This is a genomic window from Candidatus Uabimicrobium helgolandensis (assembly GCF_041508025.1).
Taxonomy (GTDB): Bacteria; Planctomycetota; Uabimicrobiia; order Uabimicrobiales; family Uabimicrobiaceae; genus Uabimicrobium; species Uabimicrobium helgolandensis.
The window spans coordinates 8,564,734-8,588,471 of the sequence record NZ_CP165719.1; the positions used below are offsets into that span (position 1 = coordinate 8,564,734).

Sequence of the window (23,738 nt, forward strand, 5' to 3'; positions counted from 1 at the left end):
ATGAAACTTTAATGATTTATAACGAAAGGCGAAACTTTGCAAAATCTGATATGGACAATCGTCATTCACCGTAACGACATATCATCCGTTACTAAATTTATATCTGTTGATGAGAAAAAAATAATTGATATAGGTAGTGACCATTCTCAAGATATATGGATAAAAGAAGCCTTTCCCCAGCATGTTACACTAATGACAGATAGCCAAACAATGAAATTCGAGCTTAAAGCTCACAAAAAACTTATTTGCGAATATCAAAATAACAGTCGTATCATCACCAAAAACGAATCACACACAATCTCACTTTCCGAACCAAAAACATCAATAAAAATCAAAATTAAAAATTCAACCATCGAGTGCATCATTGAACATGATACGCAAACAATAGAACATTTTCCCAACTGGAAACAAAAAATAGAAGGCAAATATGGGAAAATGACAAAAATCTCAGAAGGACACTTTACCTGGGTATATAATTGCGGGCGCTATGTTATCAAAATATTAAAACCAAAGTACTCATCGCAGCCTGAATATGTGGCTTATTTCATGCACGTAGCTAACGACCTATCTAACTCTTCCTTAGAACAAGTTCCCACAACAGAAAATATCATTTTAGATGACTCCCTAGGTTTATATGCTTGGGTTGAAAACTATATACAAGGAACAACTCTGCATGATTTAGTCGCTCAAAAAAAATCTATTCATAATGATATGATAGTATCTATTGTTGAATCATTAACTGATTTTATTCGCGATCTACATCTACAAAATAAAATATACGCAGCAATAAACCCTGGTGATATATACATAGACAAAAAGCAAAATATATACATTTTTGGCCACTATAGGTCATATTTACTAACGACAAATATTTACCATTCTCTTCCGAAAATCTTAGGCTTTACACACCCTACGCATATAACAAGCAAACCAACAACAGAAACAGACATATTTCTTTTAGGTTCTTTACTCTACTTTCTAAAAACAACGCAAATTCCATTTACTGATATTCCACAGCAAAAATACCTATCTCTCTTAAAAGATAATAAACTTCCTGAGCTCACAAACATTCCTGAAAAATATACGACTCTTATACAAGACGCTTTAGATTCATCTATACAAGAAGCGAAAAATTTCTGGAGCCAATTTCAACAAATAGAATTTAATAAAAAAGCCTATGACATTACCCAAGAAATCAAAACGTCTATGGAAACTAAAGATGATTATTTTGGTAATTTTATCCTAAAAAAGAAACTAGGGCGAGGATATCTAGGTACCGTTTATGAAGCCGTACGCTATAAAAAACCTTTAATTATCAAAATACTAAATGGCAGTGAAAAATACGTAAGATCTATCGTACAAGACGCGCATGACGCTTCAATACTCGAACACAACAACATTCTACGTGTAATAGAAATCAATAAATGCGGAGATACCCATTATATTGCCTATGAATATATTTCAGGACAAAACTTAGAGCAATACATCGACCAAAACGAAATTAGTATTCAAAAATGTCTAATACTAGTTAGGGATCTTGCCCGCGCATTACAATATGCTCACGTTAAGGGCATTGTTCATCGCAACATAAAACCATCAAATATAATTGTTGATAAACATGGACAAGCTTACCTTGTAGACTTTGGTCTATCTACAGATCTGTATATGAATAAGATGTTTGATAAACAACTACAAAAAGATTTTATTTACCAATCACCATCTGTTTTGTTTGGAAGTCTTTCACCCTTACACGACGTTTATTCTTTAGGGGCAGTACTCTACAAACTTTTAACAAAAAGCTTTATTACAAACCGTCTATATCTACCTATATGGAAAAAATCAAACATAACTCGCGAAGCAGAAGGTATATGTTCAAAGGCGCTAGCAAAACAAGCTAAAAAACGCTACCAAAATGCCAGCATTTTTGCTGATGATATAGACAAACTTTTGCAGTATAAATCTATAATTGCTCCTTTATTTAATCTATCTACAGACATTCAAAGGCGCTACCGATTTACTAACTACATTATTCCTATACTAATAGGAGCACTCTTTCTTATTATCGCAAAAGCATTTTATTCTCCTACAGGAATTTACTCAACTTTAAGTTTAAAGAATATAGAGCAACTCCAACAAGAACACGAAGAGCATTACTTAAAAAACCTACAACATTTACAAAATTCTTTTGTCGGTTTAAGTGTAGAAAATCATTATATTCAAACAAAGATCTATCAACAAAAAATAAAACAACTCCAATCAGAATACAAAGCAGTATTACAAACGAAATTACTACCTATTTCAAAACAATTATATCTACAAAATACGTCAAAAGAGCATCAAGAAAAACTATTAGAAATACTAGAAAACATCATTATTTTTTCTACCGCGAAAGAAGAAAATATATACACCCAAGAATATCGAAAAATATCAAAAAGCAAAGAAAAAGCAACAAAAATACACATTGAAAATATAAAAAACTGCTACATATTTAAGTTTCAAGAAAACCAACTAGGGCAAAATAAGCTCTACCCTTTCGACATAAAAAAACAACAAATACAACCGCAAGTACAACAAAATCTCTATGCACAAATAACAAACTTATTCAACAAAACAATACAGCTAGTTATAAATAAACAACATTTTGAAGCTCAAGAGCAATTAATACAACTAATAGAACAAAACCCAAACTATATAAATGCATATCAGTTATTATGTACCTCTTTATATATGTCTTCATTACAAAAACATAAATCAGCAACATTTCAAACATGGCAAAAAAGAGCTTATCAACAAATCGATCAAAATTCATACATAACTAAAGACTTAAGATTATCTATTAAAGAGAAATTTTCACACCAACATATTCGACAAATATCTTATTTTTGCCAAAATATAACAAGCAAACAAAATACTTTATTACGTATACATTCCGTAATTGACAGAGCTAATCGTTTGCAAAAAAACGATCTATTATACAAGGTAAACGGGAAGTATCTACAAGGCAAACATCATCTATACAATACAATACGTTATAAAAAATTCGTTTCGTGCTTAGTTATTAGAAATTATGCTAACGTTTCTGTTAAAGTACCAACTTCTATTTTTCGTAGTAGTAGCTTCTACATTGAAAAAGACACACCATTTTCATCGTTAATAGAACAAGGCTTTTTACCTACGAAACAAAAAATACTAATCAAGAATAAAAGAAATCAAGTAATCGACAATTACATCCACTTACCTCCTGGAAACTACATACTTGATCAAAATGGACATAAAAAATCCTTTAAGATCAAACAAAACGTTAGGGAAAATGTCTATTTAATAAAAAATATAAAAATTTCATTACCTCCACAGTTAACAGAAAAATATATTCCAATATTACACAACCACCCAAACGGTCAACAAAACAACACAACAGGCTACTTAATTGGACGCCATGAAGTAACAATAAAAGACTGGAAACTTTTTTTATACAACACATACCGTGAGTATGGGAAAAATATAGTAAAAGAAAATATACCTATCTTGAGTTCTGGCAAACCACTTTTTTATATGTACAAAGGGGAATTTACTCAAATAGTAGGAGAAGATAACTGGCCTATTTTTGCTGTGAGTGCTTCACAAGTACAACGTTACATTCGCTGGCAAAATAACAATATCGACTCAAAATGGAAAAAACAAGGTCTTGTTTGGCGGTTACCAAGTGATAAAGAGTGGGAGTACGCTGCACAAGGAAATATAAAAAATAAATACGTGGCAAGTAATTACAACAATACAATTTTTTACAATACAGCATTTACTATTGAACACCTACAAAAAATACACTCTGTAGGTACATTCACAAGTGATACATCTCTATTTTCAATCAAAGATTTAGGAGGGAATGTAAAAGAGTACATTAAAAACCATAAAAACAACAGGCTCGGGTTAAAAGGTAACTCTTGGCAAGACAGTTTTATTTCTCCTATAGACTTTACTCTTTATTCTATAGACACAGTACCTGTAGAATCATTGGGCTTTCGCTTATGCGCTGGAATAGATTCATTTATCACAAAAAGAAATGACGAAGACACTCCGTAATAACACTCTCTCTACAAAAAACAAACTCATTCACGGCACGAGTTAATCTTCAAAGTTATCCACAAGTTATCCACACAGAAAATGTGGATAACTTTTAAAAAATAAAACAATATATAATCAGGGTGTGTCAACATTTAAAATTTGTTTAGTACGTAAATCGTTGTAAAACATAGCAAAGCGTATCAAAAGTGGCATAGCCAAGTTCTGTTTGATACAACGACACTGGGATTTACAAGGACTATGTAATGAATAAAGCCTAAACGCTCACACACCCTAAACAAATAATTAAAATTTTTGGACATTTTTGCCATATAGAGTTTATAAAATATTGCTTTCCCTATATTTTTCTACTTACCTAAGTAATAATAATTCGACTCTTTCCAATTAGTCATTTATTAAAGAAATAGCATTTTCATTAAGGTTTTTCATACTTTATATAAGTTGTCCTATTGTAAATTTCTTTCAACCACATCCCTTAGCACAATTGAATAAAAATAGCTAAATGCACTCTATATACACAAAAGCATTAAGTTTTGTGTTTAGGTTTAACAAAAAATAAAAACAACGCGAATTTAATTCTATCCTATTTTCAAAGCCTAAAAACTCAGAAACATAAAATAATTTTGTAAATAGATTCCAACACTTTAAGGCTCAATTACTCATAAACACGAATACAACTAAATTGCGCTTTTTTCTAATAGATAGCACACTCTTTTTTAAGGTAAAAACATGCAAAACCTTTTTATATTCATCATCATAATTTTATGCATTTCGGGATGCATTTCATCACCTAAACTATATGACATATCCATATTAACACCTGCAGAAATAAGCATCTCAAAATACAAAACAATCGCAGTTATCCCGTTAGAAGGTGAATTATCGCGCAATGCAGTATCAAAAATTAATGCTAAAATTAATTCTTCAAATATGTGCAACACCGTTAGTGAAAACTTCATCCAACAAAACTCACAAACTTATAACACAGATAAATTAGCAAATATAAGATTACAAACAGATGCATTAATATTTGTAAAAACAAAAATTATTTTTAATGACGAAGAAGTGAGTGAAAAAAAATTAAAACCAGACTTTTCAGATGATCCACATAAATCGCAAATTGAAGAAATTGAGGAGCGCATTGATTATCTTGAAAAAATTTACGAAAGCGAAATAAGAAACCGTAAATTTCGTATGGCAAATGGAGAAGACGAAGAAAAAATGACTAGTGAAATCAAAGAATTAGATAAAGAATATTTAAAAAAATATAATCAATATGAAATGCAATTAGATGAGTTAAAATCAAAACAAAGTACATACAAACAAAATAAGATAGATAACATTCAAATACAGTACACTCGCCAAGGCAAACTAGCAATTAACATGTCTATAGATTTTGTAAATGCCAAAACGCAAAAAATAGTAACATCTAAACAATACGAAAAGAAGAAAAATCTATCCCGAAAGGGGATCAATCATATACCAGAAAGAATAGATCCGCGAGATGAATACAACTCAATAATATCATCCATGGTAAAAAACTTTAGTCATACAATCCTGCCTTATTATGTAAAGCACTCTTTTTACGTCGAAGAATTGGACCACCCAGATTTCCAAAGAGGAATGACTTTCTTCCTTCAAAAAAGTTACGATGAAACCGCACAGGTATTCCAAAAAATCTACGAACAATCACATAATTTTGAATCCGAAAAAAAAGCAAAAGCATATTATAACTACGGTTTAGTATTATCTCTAAGTTCTAATGTTGAAAAAGTAGAGAAAGGTACCTCTATTTTACAACAAGCGTATAACACACACCCAAAAGAATATTATAAAAAAACCCTCAACTTTTCTCAAGGTCGTAAAAGTGCAATACTAAAAATTCAAAGCCAAACCAACAATTAATCCACATAGTATATGTATCCATAAGTAATCGTAAAGCCCAAACTCGAGCTCAAAATATTATCTATTTTGAATAATCACAGACCTAAGAAACTAAAAATTTATAATAGATTTTCACAGTCAAAGAATTAATAGTTATTATAACCCAATCATTATTTCTAACTAAGGAAGTACTGATATTAATCAGTGCTTCTTATTGCCAATAATGCAAAGATATTTCCATCTGATTTTTTTAAAGTCCTACCATCAAAAAACTCAAATCCATAAGATTGCAAAAACATTAAAACGCGCTTATCACTATATCCATCTAAATACACACAAGTGACTCGTTCATCTTCAAAAAAACTACGAGCCCCTTCTAATACTTCATACTCCTGACCCTCTACATCAATTTTCAATATTAAATTACCACCATCAAATGTAAATTCAGACAAAGGAAGACACTTCGCTTCAAAATAAGCTCCTTTTTTTGAATAGGCGTTTAATTTAGATGCCATAGTTGTTACATGGGAAACAGCCCCTTCTATAAATTTGTCTACCTTTTTAGTATCACTAATAGCAAAACAATATGCTTCAAAATTATGTTCTTGGGCGTTAACAGATAAACGAGAAAAAGTATCGGGGTGAACTTCAAAGGCATGTACAGAAAACTGACTATAAAGATGTTGAAATTTTGCAAAGAAAATAGAATAAACTCCAATATTTGCACCTATATCAATAAAAGTACTATCAGACTTAACTAAATGAGTTAAATTCAGCATAACAGCTACTTCATGATGTAATAGTGAAGAATTTTTTTCCATTTTTGAAACGCGAAAATAACCATTTTCTCTTAAAGTATTCAAATGTACTCTTGTATCAAACAAACGCACATAACAACTCTTTGAACCATATAATAATCTAGTTACAAATTCTCGAAAACGCGGCTTTTTTATATACCAGCGATCTATTATATATTTGATCATTCTTTTATCCACAAGTTATCCACAAAGTGTGGATAACATTCCAATAATAACTTTTATTAAGTGACTCATTATATTTTGAATTTATCCACAAGTTATCCACACTTTGTGGATAACGTTTCAATCGTAGTTTTTTACTAAGTGACTCATAAAGATATGGCAAAGAATAATACCAAATTTTACATAGAAATTTTATTCATCAGCTAGACATTTAAAATGCGCATAGTATATTCTGTAAGTAAAAATAGCAACACGAATAGATAAAGAGTCATGTAAAATAATAATTTATTTTTTACCGCATCTATTATATTTTAAATTATCCACATGTTATCCACAAATGTGGATAACATCCAAACTTCAATACAGACTCTAAGCCTGTAAAATATATATCTTATTATATCATAAGATATTCAGAATATTATAGTTATACTCTACAGTTGAAAGTAGGACATGTAATCAGGGCCTGTCATCATTCAATACAGATAAAAATATAACGGATTCATTTAATGATACGCCAGTAGTATTGAGTCCGAACCCGTTTGCGAGCCCGCGCCCGAAAACTTTTTGAGAGCGACAGAAAGTGATTTATTGGTTCAATACTAGTTTTTTGCGATGGAAAAAGAAACTTTGCTTCTTTGATAAATTGTTAGTGAAAGTTTCGAAAACGGGCTCGAAAAAACACACAATATTTTGAATGATGACACGCCCCAATTAAAACATTATATTAAAAAACTCGTGACCATGACTAACAGAATTGAAGAAAAAGCACTTGCAGGTTATTGTAAATCAATAAATACAAGAAGTATAGCAGACAACAGCTGGGTCGCAAATATTCGTTAAAGCCATGCTCCAGGGTTATAATTTAAGCGAAGTTTTTAATTAAGATTAATTAAAAACGGGGTAAACACTCGCCCTATTATCTCTAAAAAATCGGGAATTCAGGCGCTTAAAAGAAATTTAACTACGCATATTGTATACACTCTATACAAAAAAAAATGGGCCTTTAATTAAAGGCCCATTTTTATACACAAATATATCTATTTAACACACTTTACAACATGATTCAATATCCATAAAGGACCAATAAGTAAGTGCACTAAATTATCAGTAAAAGAAGGTTTTTCTTTTTCAAATACAGCATGACCTACTAATTGTAAAATCCAACCGACAATAAAGACACTCCATAAAACATACATGGAAAGATATTGAGCAGCAATATAAAAACCAGCAAAGCACATTAACATAAATATCGATAATAAAAAATGCATGCGTATATAAAACAAAAAATACACCATTGCAGTTATAATAATAGCAAAGTCAATTCTATATCCTGCATAAGCTTCAAATGAATAAGGTATTCGAGCTAAAAGCCCCATTAAACCCACTAAAATTAGTGGAATACCAACATAATGAGTTATTTTATTGTGCTTATTGCAATGATGACTTTCATATTCGCAAAAATATTCTTGAACTGTTCTCATAGTTAGAATCCTTAAACATCTAAATTTTGAACATCTAAAGCGTATTTTTCTATAAACTCTCTTCGCGGCTCCACAACATTACCCATCAAAACAGAAAATAACCGTTCTGCTTCAATTGCATCTTCAACCGTTACCTGAAAAAGTGTTCTTGTACTAGGGTCCATAGTGGTTGTCCATAATTGATCAGGATTCATTTCTCCTAAACCTTTATATCTTTGGACATTTAAACCTTTGCGCCCATGTTCTAAACATCTTTGAACTACACTAGAGAGAGAGTGAATAGTTTCCTCTTCTTCTCCATAACTTATTTTATAATCGCGCTTTTCGCCATCGAAAAAATCTTCTGCTAAAAAACCTGTTTCTTCAATAACACGACAATGTTTTTCCATTTCTTTGCTACCATAAATTTCAGAAAGAAACAAAGACTCATCATCAACTGTAGTAGTTCTAAAAAAGTTAACAACAGGTAACTCGTCACCTAGTTCGTTTGAACGTTCTTCGCAAAAATTGTGAAACTCTTCTTCAGAAAAAAAGTACCCAGCAGAACCTTTGTAGGTGTATTTATATCTTGGTAATCTAAATTCATCAGATTTTCGATTTTTCCAAAAATCATTTAAATCAATATCGTATTTCAACAAGTTATTTACAAGATTGTCCATCCGAATAAGCGTTTCTAATAAACCGCGTAAAGTCTCTTTTTCAATAAAAGAACCGCTCGGCAATTGTAGTTTAGTCTCTTCTACACCAAAATCAAGCAAAGCACTTTGAAATTCTTTATCAGAATACACATATTGTTCTTTTCGTTTTTTAGTAAACTTGTATAACGGTGGCTGCGCAATATAAACATAACCCTCTTCAACCAAAGAACGCATTTGTCGAAAAAAGAAAGTAAGTAACAAGGTCCGAATGTGAGAACCATCAACGTCGGCATCAGTCATAATAATGAGCTTCCCATAACGCCGCTTTTCAATATCACATTCATTTTGAATGCCAGTTCCTAATGCCGTGATGATCATTTTGATCTCATTGTGGTCTAAAATCTTATCAATACGTGCTTTTTCAACGTTAAGTATCTTACCTTTAATTGGCAAAATAGCTTGATAATGACGATCACGACCAGATTTAGCAGATCCTCCCGCTGAATCTCCCTCTACAATATACAATTCTGTTGTTGCAATATCTCGACTACTACAATCAGCAAGTTTCCCTGGTAATCCACCAGAATGCAGTGGGCTTTTACGGTTTCTTTCTATATCACGTACTTTGCGCGCAGCTTCACGGACTCTAGCAGCATTAAGACCTTTACCAATAATGTCTTTTGCAATTGCAGGGTTTTCTTCAAGGAAGCTTCCAAATCTTTCATTAACAATTGATTCAACAAGACCTTGAACTTCGCGATTTCCAAGTTTAGTTTTGGTTTGTCCTTCAAACTGAGGATCAGAAAGCTTAACTGAAATAATACAGGTTAACCCCTCGCGCCAATCATCTCCTGCAGGAACAAGCTTCTCTTTAAACAAATTAGCTTTTTTAGCATAACTATTTAAAGTCCTTGTTAGGCCAGACTTAAACCCAGAAAAATGTGTTCCCCCTTCGCGGGTATGAATGTTATTTGCATAACTATATACTGTTTCATTGTAACCATCGTGCCACTGCATGGCAACTTCTGCGCTCATTTTTTGGTCATCTAAATCAACTTCTTTTCCAAAAAATATAACATCATTATGACAAGCTGTGCGATTTTGATTCAAATGCTTAACAAAAGAAAGTAAACCTTCTTCACTGTAAAAAACTTCTTTTTTGTCATCGCGTTCATCGATTAGTGTTATATGAATTCCCTGATTCAAAAACGCCAGTTCTTTTAAACGCTTTAGCAATACTTCAAAACTGTAAATTACTTCATCAAAAATTTCGCTATCAGGTCGAAACCATACCTTTGTTCCAGTGATTTTTGTCTTTCCAACAGGAACTACTTCGGTAGTGGGAACACCTTTTTCGTACTTTTGTAAATAAATCTGTCCATCGCGATACACAGAGACTTCCATATTTTCTGATAAAGCATTTACAACAGAAACCCCTACACCGTGTAAACCACCCGAGACCTTATAAGTTGAATTATCAAATTTACCACCGGCATGTAGAACAGTCAAAACAACTTCAAGAGCTGATTTTCCCGTTTCTTTGTGTACATCGACAGGAATCCCTCTCCCATCATCGACAACAGTAATACTTTCATCAGAGTGAATTCGAACCTCTACATTTTTACAATATCCTGCGAGAGCTTCATCAATACTGTTATCTACAATTTCATAAACTAAGTGGTGTAATCCTGCATTAGAAGTGCTTCCAATATACATTGCAGGTCTTTTGCGTACAGCTTCAATACCTTCGAGTACCTTGATATTGTCAGAATGGTAGTCATGAGATTCTGCACTCTCTAGATTTTCATTTTGCTCACTCGCCACCTTTTATATCTCCTACCTGAAATATGATATTGCTAATATACACTTCGCGATTATAGCTAGCTATTTTTTTTAAAATCTGTTTTTTCTTAAAGTTTTGAATCTCAAACATGTATGCCGAAGAATCTACTAAAACATATAATTTTTTATTTAAATATTTAACAACTTTAGTTCGTTTTATAGTTTCTTCATCGTTCACACTATGCCATATATCAACAATACGTTGGTCTTCTCGTTTTATAATTTTATTTTTTGTAAATAACTGGTCAATAAGTGTTCCTATTCCTACAGGTTGCTTGGCGTTTTTCCACCATAACTCATTATTCACTGCCCACCTCTTGTGGTTTTATAGGTAAAACAACATACTGAAAATCATCACCATCTTTTATCATGGCAGGTGATGAGAAATCTTTTAAAAAAACTGTAATTTCAGGAGAATCTATAATTTTGAGCATATCATTAAAAAAATCAGGATTAAACTTTATATCAAAAGGTTCCCCTTCGAACACAACAGGCATTTCAAGAGAGGCTTCTCCTGCCTCGTTAGCAAATAAGTTTAAAGCATCAGATGAAAAACTCAATTCAATGCTTTTGTTTTTTTCATCTGTAAACCAACAAACACGCCGTAAAGCAGATGAAAAATCTTTAACTTTTAGAAATGCTTTGTGAGGAAGATCTTTAGGTATTACTTTTTCGTATGGAGGAAATTTTGCATCAGCAAGTCGAGTAGATAAAACAACTTCATCTGTTTGGAAAAGCAATTGATTTTCAATCAAACCAAGCTTTACTTTTTCTGGTGATGTAGCACTTAAAACGCGATCTATTTGTTGTAATCCCTTACTAGGAACAGTAAATTCTTTACCTTCCAAGGTTGAATTTTCATTACAAGGACGATCACAAACAGCTAATCTTTTTCCATCTGTCGCAACAAACCGTAGTTTATCTTTCAAAATCATAACTAAAACATTATCAAGGTTGTATCTTGTCTTTTCAGTTGTTGTTGCAAATAATGTTTTCTTAATTAATTTTTGAAAATCTTGCCCTAAAATTTCTAAAGAGCCTGATTCTTCAAATTCAGGTACTGGTGGGAATTTTTCAGGCTCTTCACCCAGAATTTTGAATTTTCCATCGGAACATACAATTGTAGCATTAAAAGTATCTGCTTTTTGAAGAATTACTTCGTCATCTGGATTTTCTTTTACAACATTAAAAAATTTAAATGCTGATATAAGTAATTCTCCTGGCTCTAAGATTTCAAACTGGTCACTAGAAAGAGAATACGTTAAAGAAATTTTTAAATCTGTAGCTTTTAATTTTAAAGCTCCGTCGTGTGCTATTATTTTTACGTTGGCCAATATAGGATAAATATCTTTTTGCGCCGCAACACCTGTAATTGTTTGAAGTGCTTGCAACAAGACCTGTTTTTTACATTTGATTTTCATAAAGCTTTAGCCATAACCTCTATAGTTTATAATATTGAATCATGTACACTTGATTAATGATTGTTTTCCGTAGTATTTTACATGTCTATTATAAAGCATCATTTTTTTTTATTCAATAATTAACTAAAAGCATTTTTTTTTTAAAGTTCTATTTTCTATTTTTGAATTACCTATATATATATATTATATAATATTTAAATAATGTAAGTAATAATATACCGCAAAATGTGTATAACTTACAGATCTACTTTGTAAGTTATTTCTTCACATGATCTTAAGTGTACTCTGCCATGTAGAGTATGCTGTGGATAACCTGTGGACAATATGTGGATAACTATGTGGATAACTATGTGACGGAAAACCGTCGTGGATAACTAGGCAGTTATCCACATTCTATCCACAGGTTATCCACAGGTTATCCACATTTTTTTGCGCTTACTACTAACATACGGATTTTCTATACTAAAATATACTTAAAAATAGCAAAAAAGTCAATTAAAATTTTCATAGAAATTTTAATTTTTTTTGCATATGAGATTATTGATTTTAAAGGGAAAGAGATTTTTTTTTTATTAAAGTTTGCAAAGTCGACTTTGCAATTTTTAAGTACGGGGTTTTGTAATTAAAAGTGATCAAAAATAAATGGGTAAATTTTTTTAATTTGAGGTAAAATTTTGGTAATTAGTTAAGATAGATAGATAAAGAAAAGTTTCTCAGCATATTTAGGTTGTCTTTAGCTATAATAAAGCGTGTCGAGGCTTTTTTATGTCAAAATAGCGCTAAAATTTATATGAACTTAAAAATTGGTAACTTGTACGAATAAAATTATTTTCTCTTAAAATTAAATGTGTAAATCTTGCGAATTGTAAAATCCTTGTTTAGTTAGCGTTCTGATAATTTTGTTCTTAATTTAAATGGAATTTGAGAGATTAAGGTTGCGGTTAATACTTTAGAGTTTAACTTCATAGTAGTGATACTCAAGGCCCAATACATGAATAGAGTGGTGATGGAAAAGCAAGTTGTAATAGATATTGAACAGAATTATGAAATTATTGGTCAAATTGGACAAGGAGCAATGGGCATAGTTTATAAAGCTATGCAAAAGTCACCGCGGCGAGAGGTGGCTATTAAAGTAATGAAAAAAAAGAGTGGTAGTGTTAATGATCGCCGTTTTAAACGTGAGATGGAAATTATGGGAGAACTTAACCATCCAAATATTGCTAAGATTTACGCTGCTGGTGTTGTCGATGATAACTATTATGTTGTTATGGATTATATTGCTGGACAAACTCTTGGTGAATATTTAGAAAATCATCCATTGCCATTGATTAAAAAAATGAAGATGTTTTCGCAAGTAGCTTCAGCTATAGAATATGCACATAGGAAAGAAGTGATACACCGCGATTTAAAACCTGACAACATTCTTGTTGGCAAAGGTGAACATTTATATGTTATCGATTTTGGATTGGCAAAACGTATTAAGAATGATAGACAATATGATTTAACAAAGACGCGTGAGCTTATAGGAACTCCTTATTACATGGCACCAGAACAAGTTGTTGGAAAACGCTCTCAGATAAGTTATCAAGTTGATATTTATGCTTTAGGAACTATTTTGTATGAACTTTTAACAAATGAGCGCATGATTACAGGAAATAATGTTTTACAGGTACTGTCTAATATACGCCGTGGACATATAACTGCGCCGTGCAAAATCAATAAAAATATAGATAAAAAATTACAAACTATATGGGAAAAAGCTAGTGAGCGCGATAGAAAATATCGCTATGCAAATATGAAATTGTTCTGTCAGGATTTAGAACGCTTTTTTGAAGGTAAAATTATTAAAAACCATTATCGAAAATGGATAAAAACTTTCAATATTAGTTGTGCCTTTGTTTTTGTTGCTTTTATGGTGGTGCTAGGCTTTCATTTTATGAATTCTACTTCTACCGTTAAAGCACAACTTAGTAAAAAAGAATTAGAACAACAAAAGCGAGCGGATGATATTGTTTTGTTAATTCGCAACAAAAAATTAACTCAAATCGAGGTAGATACTCTTTCATTATTTAAACATCTACAACTTATGACTGTTGTAAGAGCATTATATAATGAAAAACTATACAAAGAAGCGTTAAAGATTATTGATTATATTGAGAGTCACAAGGTAAGTGGTAGTGTTGTTTTGCAAATTCCTTATTACAAAGCATTGATTTTATATCATCAGCAAGAGTATAGCAATGCAATTGATTTTTTTAGTCGAATAGTACGACCACACACTGAAGATGCTAAGATAGATTATTACCAGGGGATTTGTTTATTTCATACTAAACGTAAAAAAGAAGCGCTTTTTTATTTAAAAAGAGCGGAAAAAATTTTCGTTGATGATATGCAGTTGTTAGGTTATATAACAAAGATATATATGAAGGATACTAAGCAATCTGCAAATGCTAAAAAGTATTTGAAACGTTGTGTTAAATTATCTCCTTCTATCAGTTATTATTCATATTCTCTTGGAAAATTATATATTCTTGAAAATAACTATTATGAAGCCTTTTTTTATCTGCAACAAGCATTTTTAACGGACTATAATTTTGAAGCAGCAAAACTTATTCACGATATTCCTTACCACGAACCTCTTTTACGCGATGATTGTTATCGATTAATAGCACATGTTTTTACTACTAAATTTGAATCATTGTCACCTCTGTTGTTTGAGAGTAAATGGAGAGAGATTGAAAATCTGTATGCTGAGGATTATAGTTCGCGGTTGATGGCAAATAAAAATACAAATCAGTCAATTACTTTTTTTCTAAGTAGTTTGCGTTCCAAAGAAATGCATAGTCAAGTGGAGTCTGCTTTATATACAGCAAGGTATAGCAAAGAATTTGATATTGAAATAGAACGATTTATACAGAAAAAAAACTTATCTGTTGAAATAGCAAATACTATTCTTACAATGCAAAAAAATATAAAGAAAGAAAAGAAACGCGAAGTTTCGCGTGCTATTTTTTATAAATTAGCACGTCGATATCGAAATAAACAAAAATCTGGCTTATCTGAATTTAGTAAACAAGAGTTTCTTGAAGCGCTTTATTTTGCGGATAACTTATTTGAAAAATATTTAGTTTTGAATGGTCTTCTACAACTACATGATTTTGCTTCAGTTTTAGATATTGCGAATAAAGAAAAAAGCCAAGTCTTACGTACACTCGCTACTGTCGTTCTTCGTGAAAATTTTCTTGCACAGAAAAACGAAGTTTTTAATGATCTTGAAAAATTAGAAGAGGATGTTTCATCGCAAGATTTTGAATTTTTGCAGGTTTTGACCGCACGTTCGATGTTTGTTCCGCATTTCCATAAAAGAGAAGACTCTTTTTGCCGTGATTTTGATAAGCAAAAACGCCGATTAGTTGTTTCAAAAAGAGAGCAGGATTTTCTGTATGATTTGATGATGAATAAGTCATTAAAAGTAACTATTACTGCAGCAACTAGTTTACACGGAATTGTTCCTATTCAGGATTTAAAACCAAAATGGTTGAAAATAAAGAATGTAATTGAAAAGGCTTTATACCACAAAGATGAGAATATTCGCGTTTATACTCATTATCGATTATGGAGTAGTTATAATACTACGCGCAATTCTTTTTATTTTCCTTGGTTTAAAGTAGGGCTTAATGATTCTAGTTTATTGGTGCAGGATATTGTTCTTTCATTTGCAGAAAAGTGTAGGATTGATGTTAAGCAATTTATGCCTGAAATTACCAAATGTTTGTCCTCTGACTCTATTTTAATTAGAACGCGAGCTTTATTTGCTTGGGCAATTAATTTAAAAGACTCTCTCCTATTTGAAAATCCCCTTTATAAAGAAGTTTCAAAGAAGTTTACAGCTTTAGAGAAAACATCAGCGTATATATTTTCATTTTATAGTATTTTTATTGATAGTCGATATAAAGGTCGAAATATGCGTGTTGTAGCGCAAGCAATTGCATTTTTTCGCTTTGTCGAAGGCGGTTTATCAAAGTTACCTGTAACAACTCAATGTTCCGTTTCTTATATTACCTCTCGTTTTGATATTCATTTTTCAGTAACAAGAATGAAAAAAATTACAGATACGAAGTTACTTTCCTATATGTTATATCAGCTCCATGAAGAAACAAATCTTGGGTATAAAGAAAAAACGCAATTAGCTTTTTTACAACCTTTAACTAAAAGACAGAAGCGTTTTATTGCACAAAAATTTATTACTCATAAAAATGAGAGAGTTCGAAAATTTGCTTTGTCTAGTTATATTGCTCTTAGCCAGAAATACGAAGAAGTAGAAGAATTTTACTCTGAAGCACAAAAAAGTAGTTCAATAAAACAAAAGCAAGCGATAGCTTTGGGTTTGTATCAGTTGTTTTACAATATTTGTATGTCTGAGTTAATGGCAAAGGAAAAACAAAAGAATATGCTTTTGTCTACCGAACCATATCATATTATTGTTAATGGCAACCTTAAACGATTCTCTGATTACTTTTCATCTATGTTGAATGTTCATCCGGCACAAAAGTATTTGAAAAAAGCGATAATTTTAGATCCAAATAACGATACTTATCTATTCACTAATGCTATGTTTTTTTCGCTTTCCGTACCAGAAATGGAGAAAGCTTTAGAGTTAAATGTTCTTTATCGAGCAGGTTTTTGCCAGGAATTATACTTATTTAAATTAGCAGAAATGATTGTACGAAAGAACAATAAAGATTTAGCTTATAAGTATTTAAATAAGCTTACAAGTCTTTCTAATTTTACTTTAGGAGGTGAAGCGGGGTATTTGTATCTTGCTTTGGGAGAGTTAGTTTTTGCGCAGAGAATGTTTGAAAAAAATCTTTTGACGCGAGCGAATCAGGAGAATCCTTTTGACGAAGTTTTAGATGAGCATATGCAAATGGTGCTTATTTATTTAAATCAAAAGCAGTTTACTCTTGCACGTACACTTTTTTACTGTTTATATGAGCTGCAAATTCGCTCTAATCGAGGACGCAGAGATCAAAATACTAGGAAGAAATTTAAACAATCTATGTCGAATCTTTATCCAGAAATTAAACATATAGACCATAGATAGAGATTAGTCAAATTATGAAATTAATATATCCTAATATAAGCGTTTCGTTGATGATTATTTTATGAGAAATTAGGTGCCGATATTAGGTTTTGTAGTGGTTAATATATAAAAAGAGAGCGATATTATTGATGGAGTCTACAACAGTAGTCGATGTGTTTGTGCGGATCAATAGTTTAATATATTGATCCGCACTATACACGTTTATAATAGTCATGACACTATAGTAGTCACTTTTATTATTCTATTTTGAGATTAACTCAAATATTGGAATAATACCTCCACCAGCACTTACATTAATTACTTTTGATTCAGATATTCGACCTAAACAACCTACGTATTTTCCTTTGAAGATATACGGATTAACATTAAGGTTTTTCTTTTCTAAAACGACTTTATTATCGCGTAGTACAGGAAATTCATATTCTGGAATATTTACTGCTTCTTGTATGATCCACCACGGACAACCTATTGCTGAAGATACGGCATCAATCCATTTATCTTTGGGTGTTACTTTGCCGACAAATACATTGTAACCGCCTGCGCCATCCGTTGGTTTTAAGACCAATTCTTCTTGGTTTTTGATTACATATTCTTGTAACGCAACGTCACATCCCTCTTTTGAAATGGTAATTGTTTCGTCCATTTTGCGTGTCCACGGTACATATTTTTTGATACATTCCGCTTCTTCTTTTGTAAAATAATGATGGTTTTCTTCGTTTGTAATAAAAGAGAGAGCTTCTTTATGAGATGCAATGATTGCACGGAAATGATTAACACAACAAACACTGCGATCGCGAACGGCAGACAAAAAGTCTTTCATTTCATTGGGGAAACGTTTGAAGAAAGTAAATCTCAGGGTAAGGTTTACTATATCAAAAGGAACATTGCCTGAATATAGTTTTTTGTTGCGGTATTCAAAGTCGCGAGCATCGACAAAATTAGTTTCTATTCCGTTTTCGATGAGATAATCGCGAACGATTTCGTCATCTGAACCGGTAAGAAATTTCTTGAACGATACCAAAGCGACACGCGGTTTACTTTTTGTCCCGCCCGATTCTTTATAGCAAGATAATAAACTTTCTTTTAAAGCGCGCAACATTCTGCGTTGACTGGGAGGAGCGAATTTGTTAATTAGGTCACCGTAGATTGTGTGTTTTCGAAAAAGTTCTTCCGATATATCCGACCACCCACGCCCACCAGGATTATCGGTATTGAACTCGATGAACTTTAAATTCTTGCCATCAAATATCGCGTCATGTCTGTTGAGAATCGTCGGTTTTTCATAACCTGAATCCCAATTAATCCATTCTTTGGGAATATCGGTATACGGAAAATAAGAAGCGACATATTCGTCTTCAAAGTAAGCTTTCGTTACTTTATCAAGTATACGATCAAGCTGCTCTCCCACGCTTGCAATGAGTTTCATCGACTCTTCTTTTAAAAAGAGCGGAGATATTGTAATCGGAAGTATTCCACCTTGCCCACCGTAACAACAACGCTTTTTTAGTAATTGCTGCATAAAATTCTTACGTTCTTTGATCATTTTCTCCGGATTTTTCATCATCCATTCAATGGTCTTTTCCTCTGCTTTTTGAAATGAATTTTCTAGAGCAGCTTTACTTACGGTAGCTTTTTTTTTCGGGGTTACTTTTTTATTTTTCGCCATTTTTTTCTCGCTGAATTTTTACTGGATTACAATATTGGAATTTAAGTCAATATAACAATTTAGTAGGTAGTATCAACTAAATTTGTAAGATTTTGCGGTTTTGTATGTTCTTGTATGTTCTTGTATCGAAAACTTTTAGAGTGGGTAATTATTTAGAACTATGTAACGAAGTGACTCGCCAAAAGTATTTACCTATTGGTATTTTGTTCTTTAAATTTCTAGTTTTGTTGCTCCTTCGTTACGCAATTACAGCTGCGCGCCCTGGTCACTCAGGAATTTTCGCTTCTCTAGATAATTGTTCGAAGCTACTGCATTTGTATTCTGATGTAGGTAACTGAAAAGTCTTGTTGAATATTCCGATACATGAGATTTAAATGGTGAGTCTGACACTGGAAAGTTCCATCATTTTTTATGCTGTGTTGCTCCTTTTTCCTCTGTTTTCCAGATTTTGTTATTATTACATGCGCCCATCGTAATCACTCTGGCACCAAGAAATGTTATTTTTTACAAATTTAGCTGCCGAATGTAAGTACTAATACATATTTTTTTCAGAATTCTACCAAGCCTAGCATTGTGTTTCCATAAGCGCTTGGTAAATAAATTATTGGTGTCATTATCACTGAGTGAGAAACCTTGTTGAGTATTGGCTTGCTACTATGGAAGAAATCTAACCTACAAGATATATGCAATTTGGTAGTGATTTTACAAGTGAATCAATATAAGACTTTTTAAACGTGTGGCGATCTAAAATTAAACAAGCAAGACGAACAAGTTGCCGAATACTTTCAGGCAGTTCTTTTATGTTATTACTAGATAAGCTCAAAACAACAAGTTTACTAAGCTGTCCTATCTCTTGTGGCAGCGATATTAAATGGTTAGAAGATAAATCTAGTTTTGTTAGATGAGTAAGTTTTCCGATCTCTTTTGGTATCTTATATAATTTGTTTGTGCCTAACTCAAGGTGAGTAAGATTAGTGAGTAGTCCGATTTCTTTTGGCAATTCTCTCAGCTTGTTCAAGGTTAAGTTTAAGTAAGTAAGGTTAATAAGTAGTCCTATCTCTCTTGGTAGTTCTCCTAGATTGTTCAAATATAAATTAAGATGAGTAAGCTTAGTAAGTAGTTCTACCTCTCTTGGTAGTTCTCCTAGCTTTTTACAGTGAGACAAGTCTAAATGAGCAAGGTTAACAAGTTGCCCTATTTCTTTTGGTAGCTCTGTTAGTTCGTCACAGTGCGACAAGTTTAAGTAAGTAAGGTTAGTAAGTAGTCCGATTTCTTTTGGTAGCCTCTTTAATTTTTTCGACTGTAAATTAAGGTGGGTAAGGCTAGTAATTTTCCCTATCTCTTTTAGTATTGTTGTTGGTTCCACCTTACTTAAATCTAGGTGTGTAATGATATTCAATTGTTTTATTTCTTTTGGTATTTTGTCAACATAAGACAAGTGAAGGTGAGTAAGGTTAGCATGCTGTGCGAGTTTTATAATCTCTCCAGATATTTTTTTTAAATTAGAACAGTAAGACAAATGAAGATGAGTAAGATTAGTAAGTTGCCCTACTTCTTTTGGCAGATTTTTTAAATAATAACAATCAAGGTGAACAAGGTTGGTGAGTCGCCCTATCTTTTTAGATAAATTTTTTAAGTTAGGACAGTAAGGCAAACGAAGGTGAGTAAGATTGGAGAGTTGCCCTATTTCTTTTGGTAGTCTTTTTATCTTGTAACAATGAGATAAAACTAAATGAGTAAGATTGATGAGTTGCCCTACTTCTTTTGGTAATTTTTTTAACTTATAACAATCAGACAAATGAAGATGAGTAAGATTGGTGAGCTGACCTAATTCTTTGGGTAGCTCTTTCAGCTTGTAACAATCGGATAAAACTAGATGAGTAAGATCAGTAAGATGTGTTATTTCTTTTGGTAACTCTGTTAGATGCTTACTAGGTAAATTTACGATAAACTCGCTAGAAAACACACAATTATGAAAACTACAACCACGTATTTCTCTAAATGTGACCTTAGATTTAAAGTTACAGTTTGTGAAGTTAGAGTCTGTAATCAAATATTCTTTTTCAGCTAAATAAAAATCACAGTTTTTATACTCTGTATCGCTTTCTAGTGTTTTTAAATTTTGACCGTTTATTTTGTTCATTTTTAGCTTTCAATTTATCTAGGTAGACTCTATGTTCAGAAATATATTTCGCCAAGGTCTGATGAATATACGAACTATAAGCGCAATTCTTAATAATTTTTGACAAGATACCTTACTGCTTCGTCGCTATTTTGAAATATCGAAAAAACTTCATCGAGAGCAACCAATTGTAGAATGTCCATTAAATAGTTTGAAACGTTACACAAAACTAAATTACCGCTTTTCTTTTACATTTTTCATACATACGATACATCAATCCAATAAACTTATCGTTGACATGGACTAATTGAATGTCAAAAATAATGAAGTAGTTATTGTTCTCAAATAATTCGCTGGAGTATTTTTGAAATACCTCGTACTCATGATCTCTATCATTTCCGATGCACCCGGTTATTTCTACAATAGTAATAGCAAGATTATCTATTACTACATGTTTATTTTTGCAATCCATTTCTCTTTATTTAACTACTTTGTTTTTACCTTCTAAGTAATGTGACAAAAATAATTACCCACTGATTTTAAAGGGTTGTAAAAGATTTTTGACAATTTTTGATGAATTTAGAGGTAAGAAGAGGATAATGCATTCATTGTTTATTTATCAAAAAGGAAAAACAATGAATGCGAAAATAAGTATCCTAAATCTTACAGGAAAAGAACGTAAATTACTAAAAAAAATCTATAAAAAAGGTATCGGTCGAGTATCTTATAGAGCCCAAATAATATTGTTATCAACAAGTGCAACAGTAAGCTATACGCGAAATCAAATAGCAGTACAATGTTTCTGTTGTCGCAAGACGGTGTACAACACCGTTTGTAAATACAAAGAAAACGGTATCTGGGGAATATTCGATTTACAAAGGCCAGGAAGACCTTGCTTGATAAGTGCTAATTGCTCCCAAGAGATTCAAACAACAATACAAACAAGTAAACCCAGTAAGCTAGGAAAACACTACTTTCATAGTAACTGGACACTGAAAATTATTAGAGACTATCTGGTAAAATCTTTTTCGATTTTCATAAGCCAAAGAACGATTTCGAGATGGCTGCATTCTAATGGATGGAGTTATCATCGAAGTAAGAAAGAGCAGTTTCCCATTCAACCATTACTGGATACAGAGCAACGAGATGTTTTGAGATTGCTTCGTAACTTAAACGAACATCAAGAAGTGCTTTAGAGCAAAATTGTGTCAGAGCAAAAAAACTAATGCTTTATTGGCTACCGCTGGCATGAATGTCATTCAGTTGTGTCAGAGCTAATTGATTCGACAAAGATCTCAAAAGCATAAATCTAAATATATGCTTTTGAGGTCTTTCAATCATCTTTTCCGAATGTTTTCTAACGTTTAAAATCTACGCTACGCTATCTAAAGTTGTCGAACAATGCAATATAATAAGAATTAATTTTCGATAACTTAAGAATAGGAGAAAAAATGCGTGCTCCAAGATTAATTTATGTTGGTGGAGTCTACCATGTTGTCGCACGATGTAATAATCGCCAATATTTTTTCAACGACAATGAAGACTTTGATCTCTACCTCGCAATGTTAAACAAAGCGCGAGATAAGTACGATGTGAGTATTCATGGATTCTGTATTACAAGTAACCATATTCATTTGATTCTAGGTACACCGCGAAACAAAAACTTATCTCTCTTTATGCAGTATAGCCAAGGCCACTTTGCAAAAGCATACAATAAGAAACATCGAAAAACAGGGCATTTTTGGACAGGAAGATACCATTCAACTATCATAGAATCAGAAGAATACTACATGAACTGTCTGTTTTACGTTGAATTAAATATGACAAGAAACGGTGTAACTAAACATCCTAAAGATTGGAAATACTCTAGTTATAGACAACATGCATATGGAAAAGGTATTTTAAAAATAGATTACCATGAGCAATATTTACAGCTAGGTTCTTCATCTAAACAAAGACAAAAAAAATACCGCCAAATAATGCAATCAGCAATGGAGGAAAAAGGCTTACTAAAAAAACAACAGCCTCTTACTTATGGCATCATATACGGCTCAAAGCAATTCGTACAAAATATTATTCAAGAACATGCCAATCATAAATACTATGAAAAACGAAAAAATTACAAGATGGAAGAAAAGGAAATATATACTCTCAGAAAAATGAATATCGATACTAGTTAGTAAGCTGTTCTACTGTAATCCCAGAGCAAAATGATTGCGAACATCGACAATGCTCAAAGTCTGTGAATAACTCCTTAATGTTACATCTTCTGCACACAATTTCCTCATAATTGAATTTTTATTCAACTACTATTTTCGCTACTATTCTCTTTTTCTTAAATTCCATTGATTATCTCATCAACAAAGTCTTTATTTGTATATATAAGCTTGCCTCCGTGAAAAAGGTCTGACACCCTTATTAAATAAGCTTGCCTCCGTGAAAAAGGTCTGACACCCTTATTAATTAATGTTACATCTTCTGCACACAATTTCCTCATAATTGAATTTTTATTCAACTACT

General features: G+C 32.1%; 13 protein-coding genes. 5 read left to right on the forward strand and 8 right to left on the reverse strand.

Going from position 1 to position 23,738, the window contains the following annotated elements; all coding sequences use genetic code 11:
• Nucleotides 1-36: 36 nt before the first annotated feature.
• Together UABHE_RS31665 and UABHE_RS31670 are read left to right on the forward strand one after the other, a co-directional pair.
• Nucleotides 37-4,080, forward strand: coding sequence for a protein kinase (locus tag UABHE_RS31665; protein WP_372367434.1), 4,044 nt, complete (start codon nucleotides 37-39; stop codon nucleotides 4,078-4,080).
• A gap of 729 nt (nucleotides 4,081-4,809) precedes the next feature.
• The gene (locus UABHE_RS31670) at nucleotides 4,810-5,985 is read left to right on the forward strand and encodes a hypothetical protein (RefSeq protein WP_372367435.1); all 1,176 of its coding nucleotides are present in this window, start codon (nucleotides 4,810-4,812) and stop codon (nucleotides 5,983-5,985) included.
• A 176-nt stretch (nucleotides 5,986-6,161) separates the two neighbouring features.
• Here UABHE_RS31670 and UABHE_RS31675 read toward each other — a convergent pair whose 3' ends face one another.
• From UABHE_RS31675 to dnaN, 5 genes are all read right to left on the reverse strand, one after another.
• A complete protein-coding gene (locus tag UABHE_RS31675; RefSeq protein WP_372367436.1) occupies nucleotides 6,162-6,959 on the reverse strand; it encodes an FkbM family methyltransferase in 798 nt (265 codons plus the stop codon).
• A gap of 1,022 nt (nucleotides 6,960-7,981) precedes the next feature.
• Nucleotides 7,982-8,425, reverse strand: a complete 444-nt coding sequence (locus UABHE_RS31680; RefSeq protein WP_372367437.1) for a DUF962 domain-containing protein — start codon at nucleotides 8,423-8,425, stop codon at nucleotides 7,982-7,984.
• An 11-nt stretch (nucleotides 8,426-8,436) separates the two neighbouring features.
• Nucleotides 8,437-10,887 carry a DNA topoisomerase (ATP-hydrolyzing) subunit B gene (gene gyrB / locus UABHE_RS31685; RefSeq protein ID WP_372367438.1) on the reverse strand — a complete coding sequence of 817 codons (2,451 nt, stop codon included), beginning with the start codon at nucleotides 10,885-10,887 and terminating at the stop codon, nucleotides 8,437-8,439.
• Complete coding sequence (locus UABHE_RS31690; RefSeq protein ID WP_372367439.1) at nucleotides 10,877-11,212, reverse strand: DciA family protein; 336 nt, start codon at nucleotides 11,210-11,212, stop codon at nucleotides 10,877-10,879. Before UABHE_RS31690 ends, gyrB begins: the two co-directional genes overlap by 11 nt.
• On the reverse strand, nucleotides 11,205-12,326 hold the full coding sequence (gene dnaN, locus UABHE_RS31695) for a DNA polymerase III subunit beta (RefSeq protein ID WP_372367441.1): 1,122 nt from the start codon (nucleotides 12,324-12,326) through the stop codon (nucleotides 11,205-11,207). Before dnaN ends, UABHE_RS31690 begins: the two co-directional genes overlap by 8 nt.
• Before the next feature lie 991 nt (nucleotides 12,327-13,317).
• Between dnaN and UABHE_RS31700 the strand changes: the two genes are divergently transcribed.
• Nucleotides 13,318-17,430: a protein kinase gene (locus tag UABHE_RS31700; RefSeq protein WP_372367442.1), complete on the forward strand. Its 4,113-nt coding sequence runs from the start codon at nucleotides 13,318-13,320 to the stop codon at nucleotides 17,428-17,430.
• Nucleotides 17,431-17,671: 241 nt separating this feature from the next.
• Here UABHE_RS31700 and UABHE_RS31705 read toward each other — a convergent pair whose 3' ends face one another.
• The 3 genes from UABHE_RS31705 to UABHE_RS31715 all read right to left on the reverse strand — a co-directional run bounded on the left by UABHE_RS31705 (nucleotide 17,672) and on the right by UABHE_RS31715 (nucleotide 21,690).
• The gene (locus tag UABHE_RS31705) at nucleotides 17,672-19,096 is read right to left on the reverse strand and encodes a hypothetical protein (RefSeq protein WP_372367443.1); all 1,425 of its coding nucleotides are present in this window, start codon (nucleotides 19,094-19,096) and stop codon (nucleotides 17,672-17,674) included.
• A 667-nt stretch (nucleotides 19,097-19,763) separates the two neighbouring features.
• Nucleotides 19,764-21,239 carry a hypothetical protein gene (locus UABHE_RS31710; RefSeq protein ID WP_372367444.1) on the reverse strand — a complete coding sequence of 492 codons (1,476 nt, stop codon included), beginning with the start codon at nucleotides 21,237-21,239 and terminating at the stop codon, nucleotides 19,764-19,766.
• A gap of 208 nt (nucleotides 21,240-21,447) precedes the next feature.
• Nucleotides 21,448-21,690 (reverse strand): hypothetical protein, encoded by a 243-nt coding sequence (locus UABHE_RS31715; protein ID WP_372367445.1) that lies wholly within the window; start codon nucleotides 21,688-21,690, stop codon nucleotides 21,448-21,450.
• A 163-nt stretch (nucleotides 21,691-21,853) separates the two neighbouring features.
• Here UABHE_RS31715 and UABHE_RS31720 point away from each other — a divergent pair, with 163 nt between their 5' ends.
• Both UABHE_RS31720 and UABHE_RS31725 read left to right on the forward strand, forming a co-directional pair.
• Nucleotides 21,854-22,414 (forward strand): transposase, encoded by a 561-nt coding sequence (locus UABHE_RS31720; RefSeq protein ID WP_372367446.1) that lies wholly within the window; start codon nucleotides 21,854-21,856, stop codon nucleotides 22,412-22,414.
• Nucleotides 22,415-22,669: 255 nt separating this feature from the next.
• Complete coding sequence (locus UABHE_RS31725) at nucleotides 22,670-23,398, forward strand: transposase (protein WP_372367447.1); 729 nt, start codon at nucleotides 22,670-22,672, stop codon at nucleotides 23,396-23,398.
• The last annotated feature ends 340 nt before the right edge of the window (nucleotides 23,399-23,738 follow it).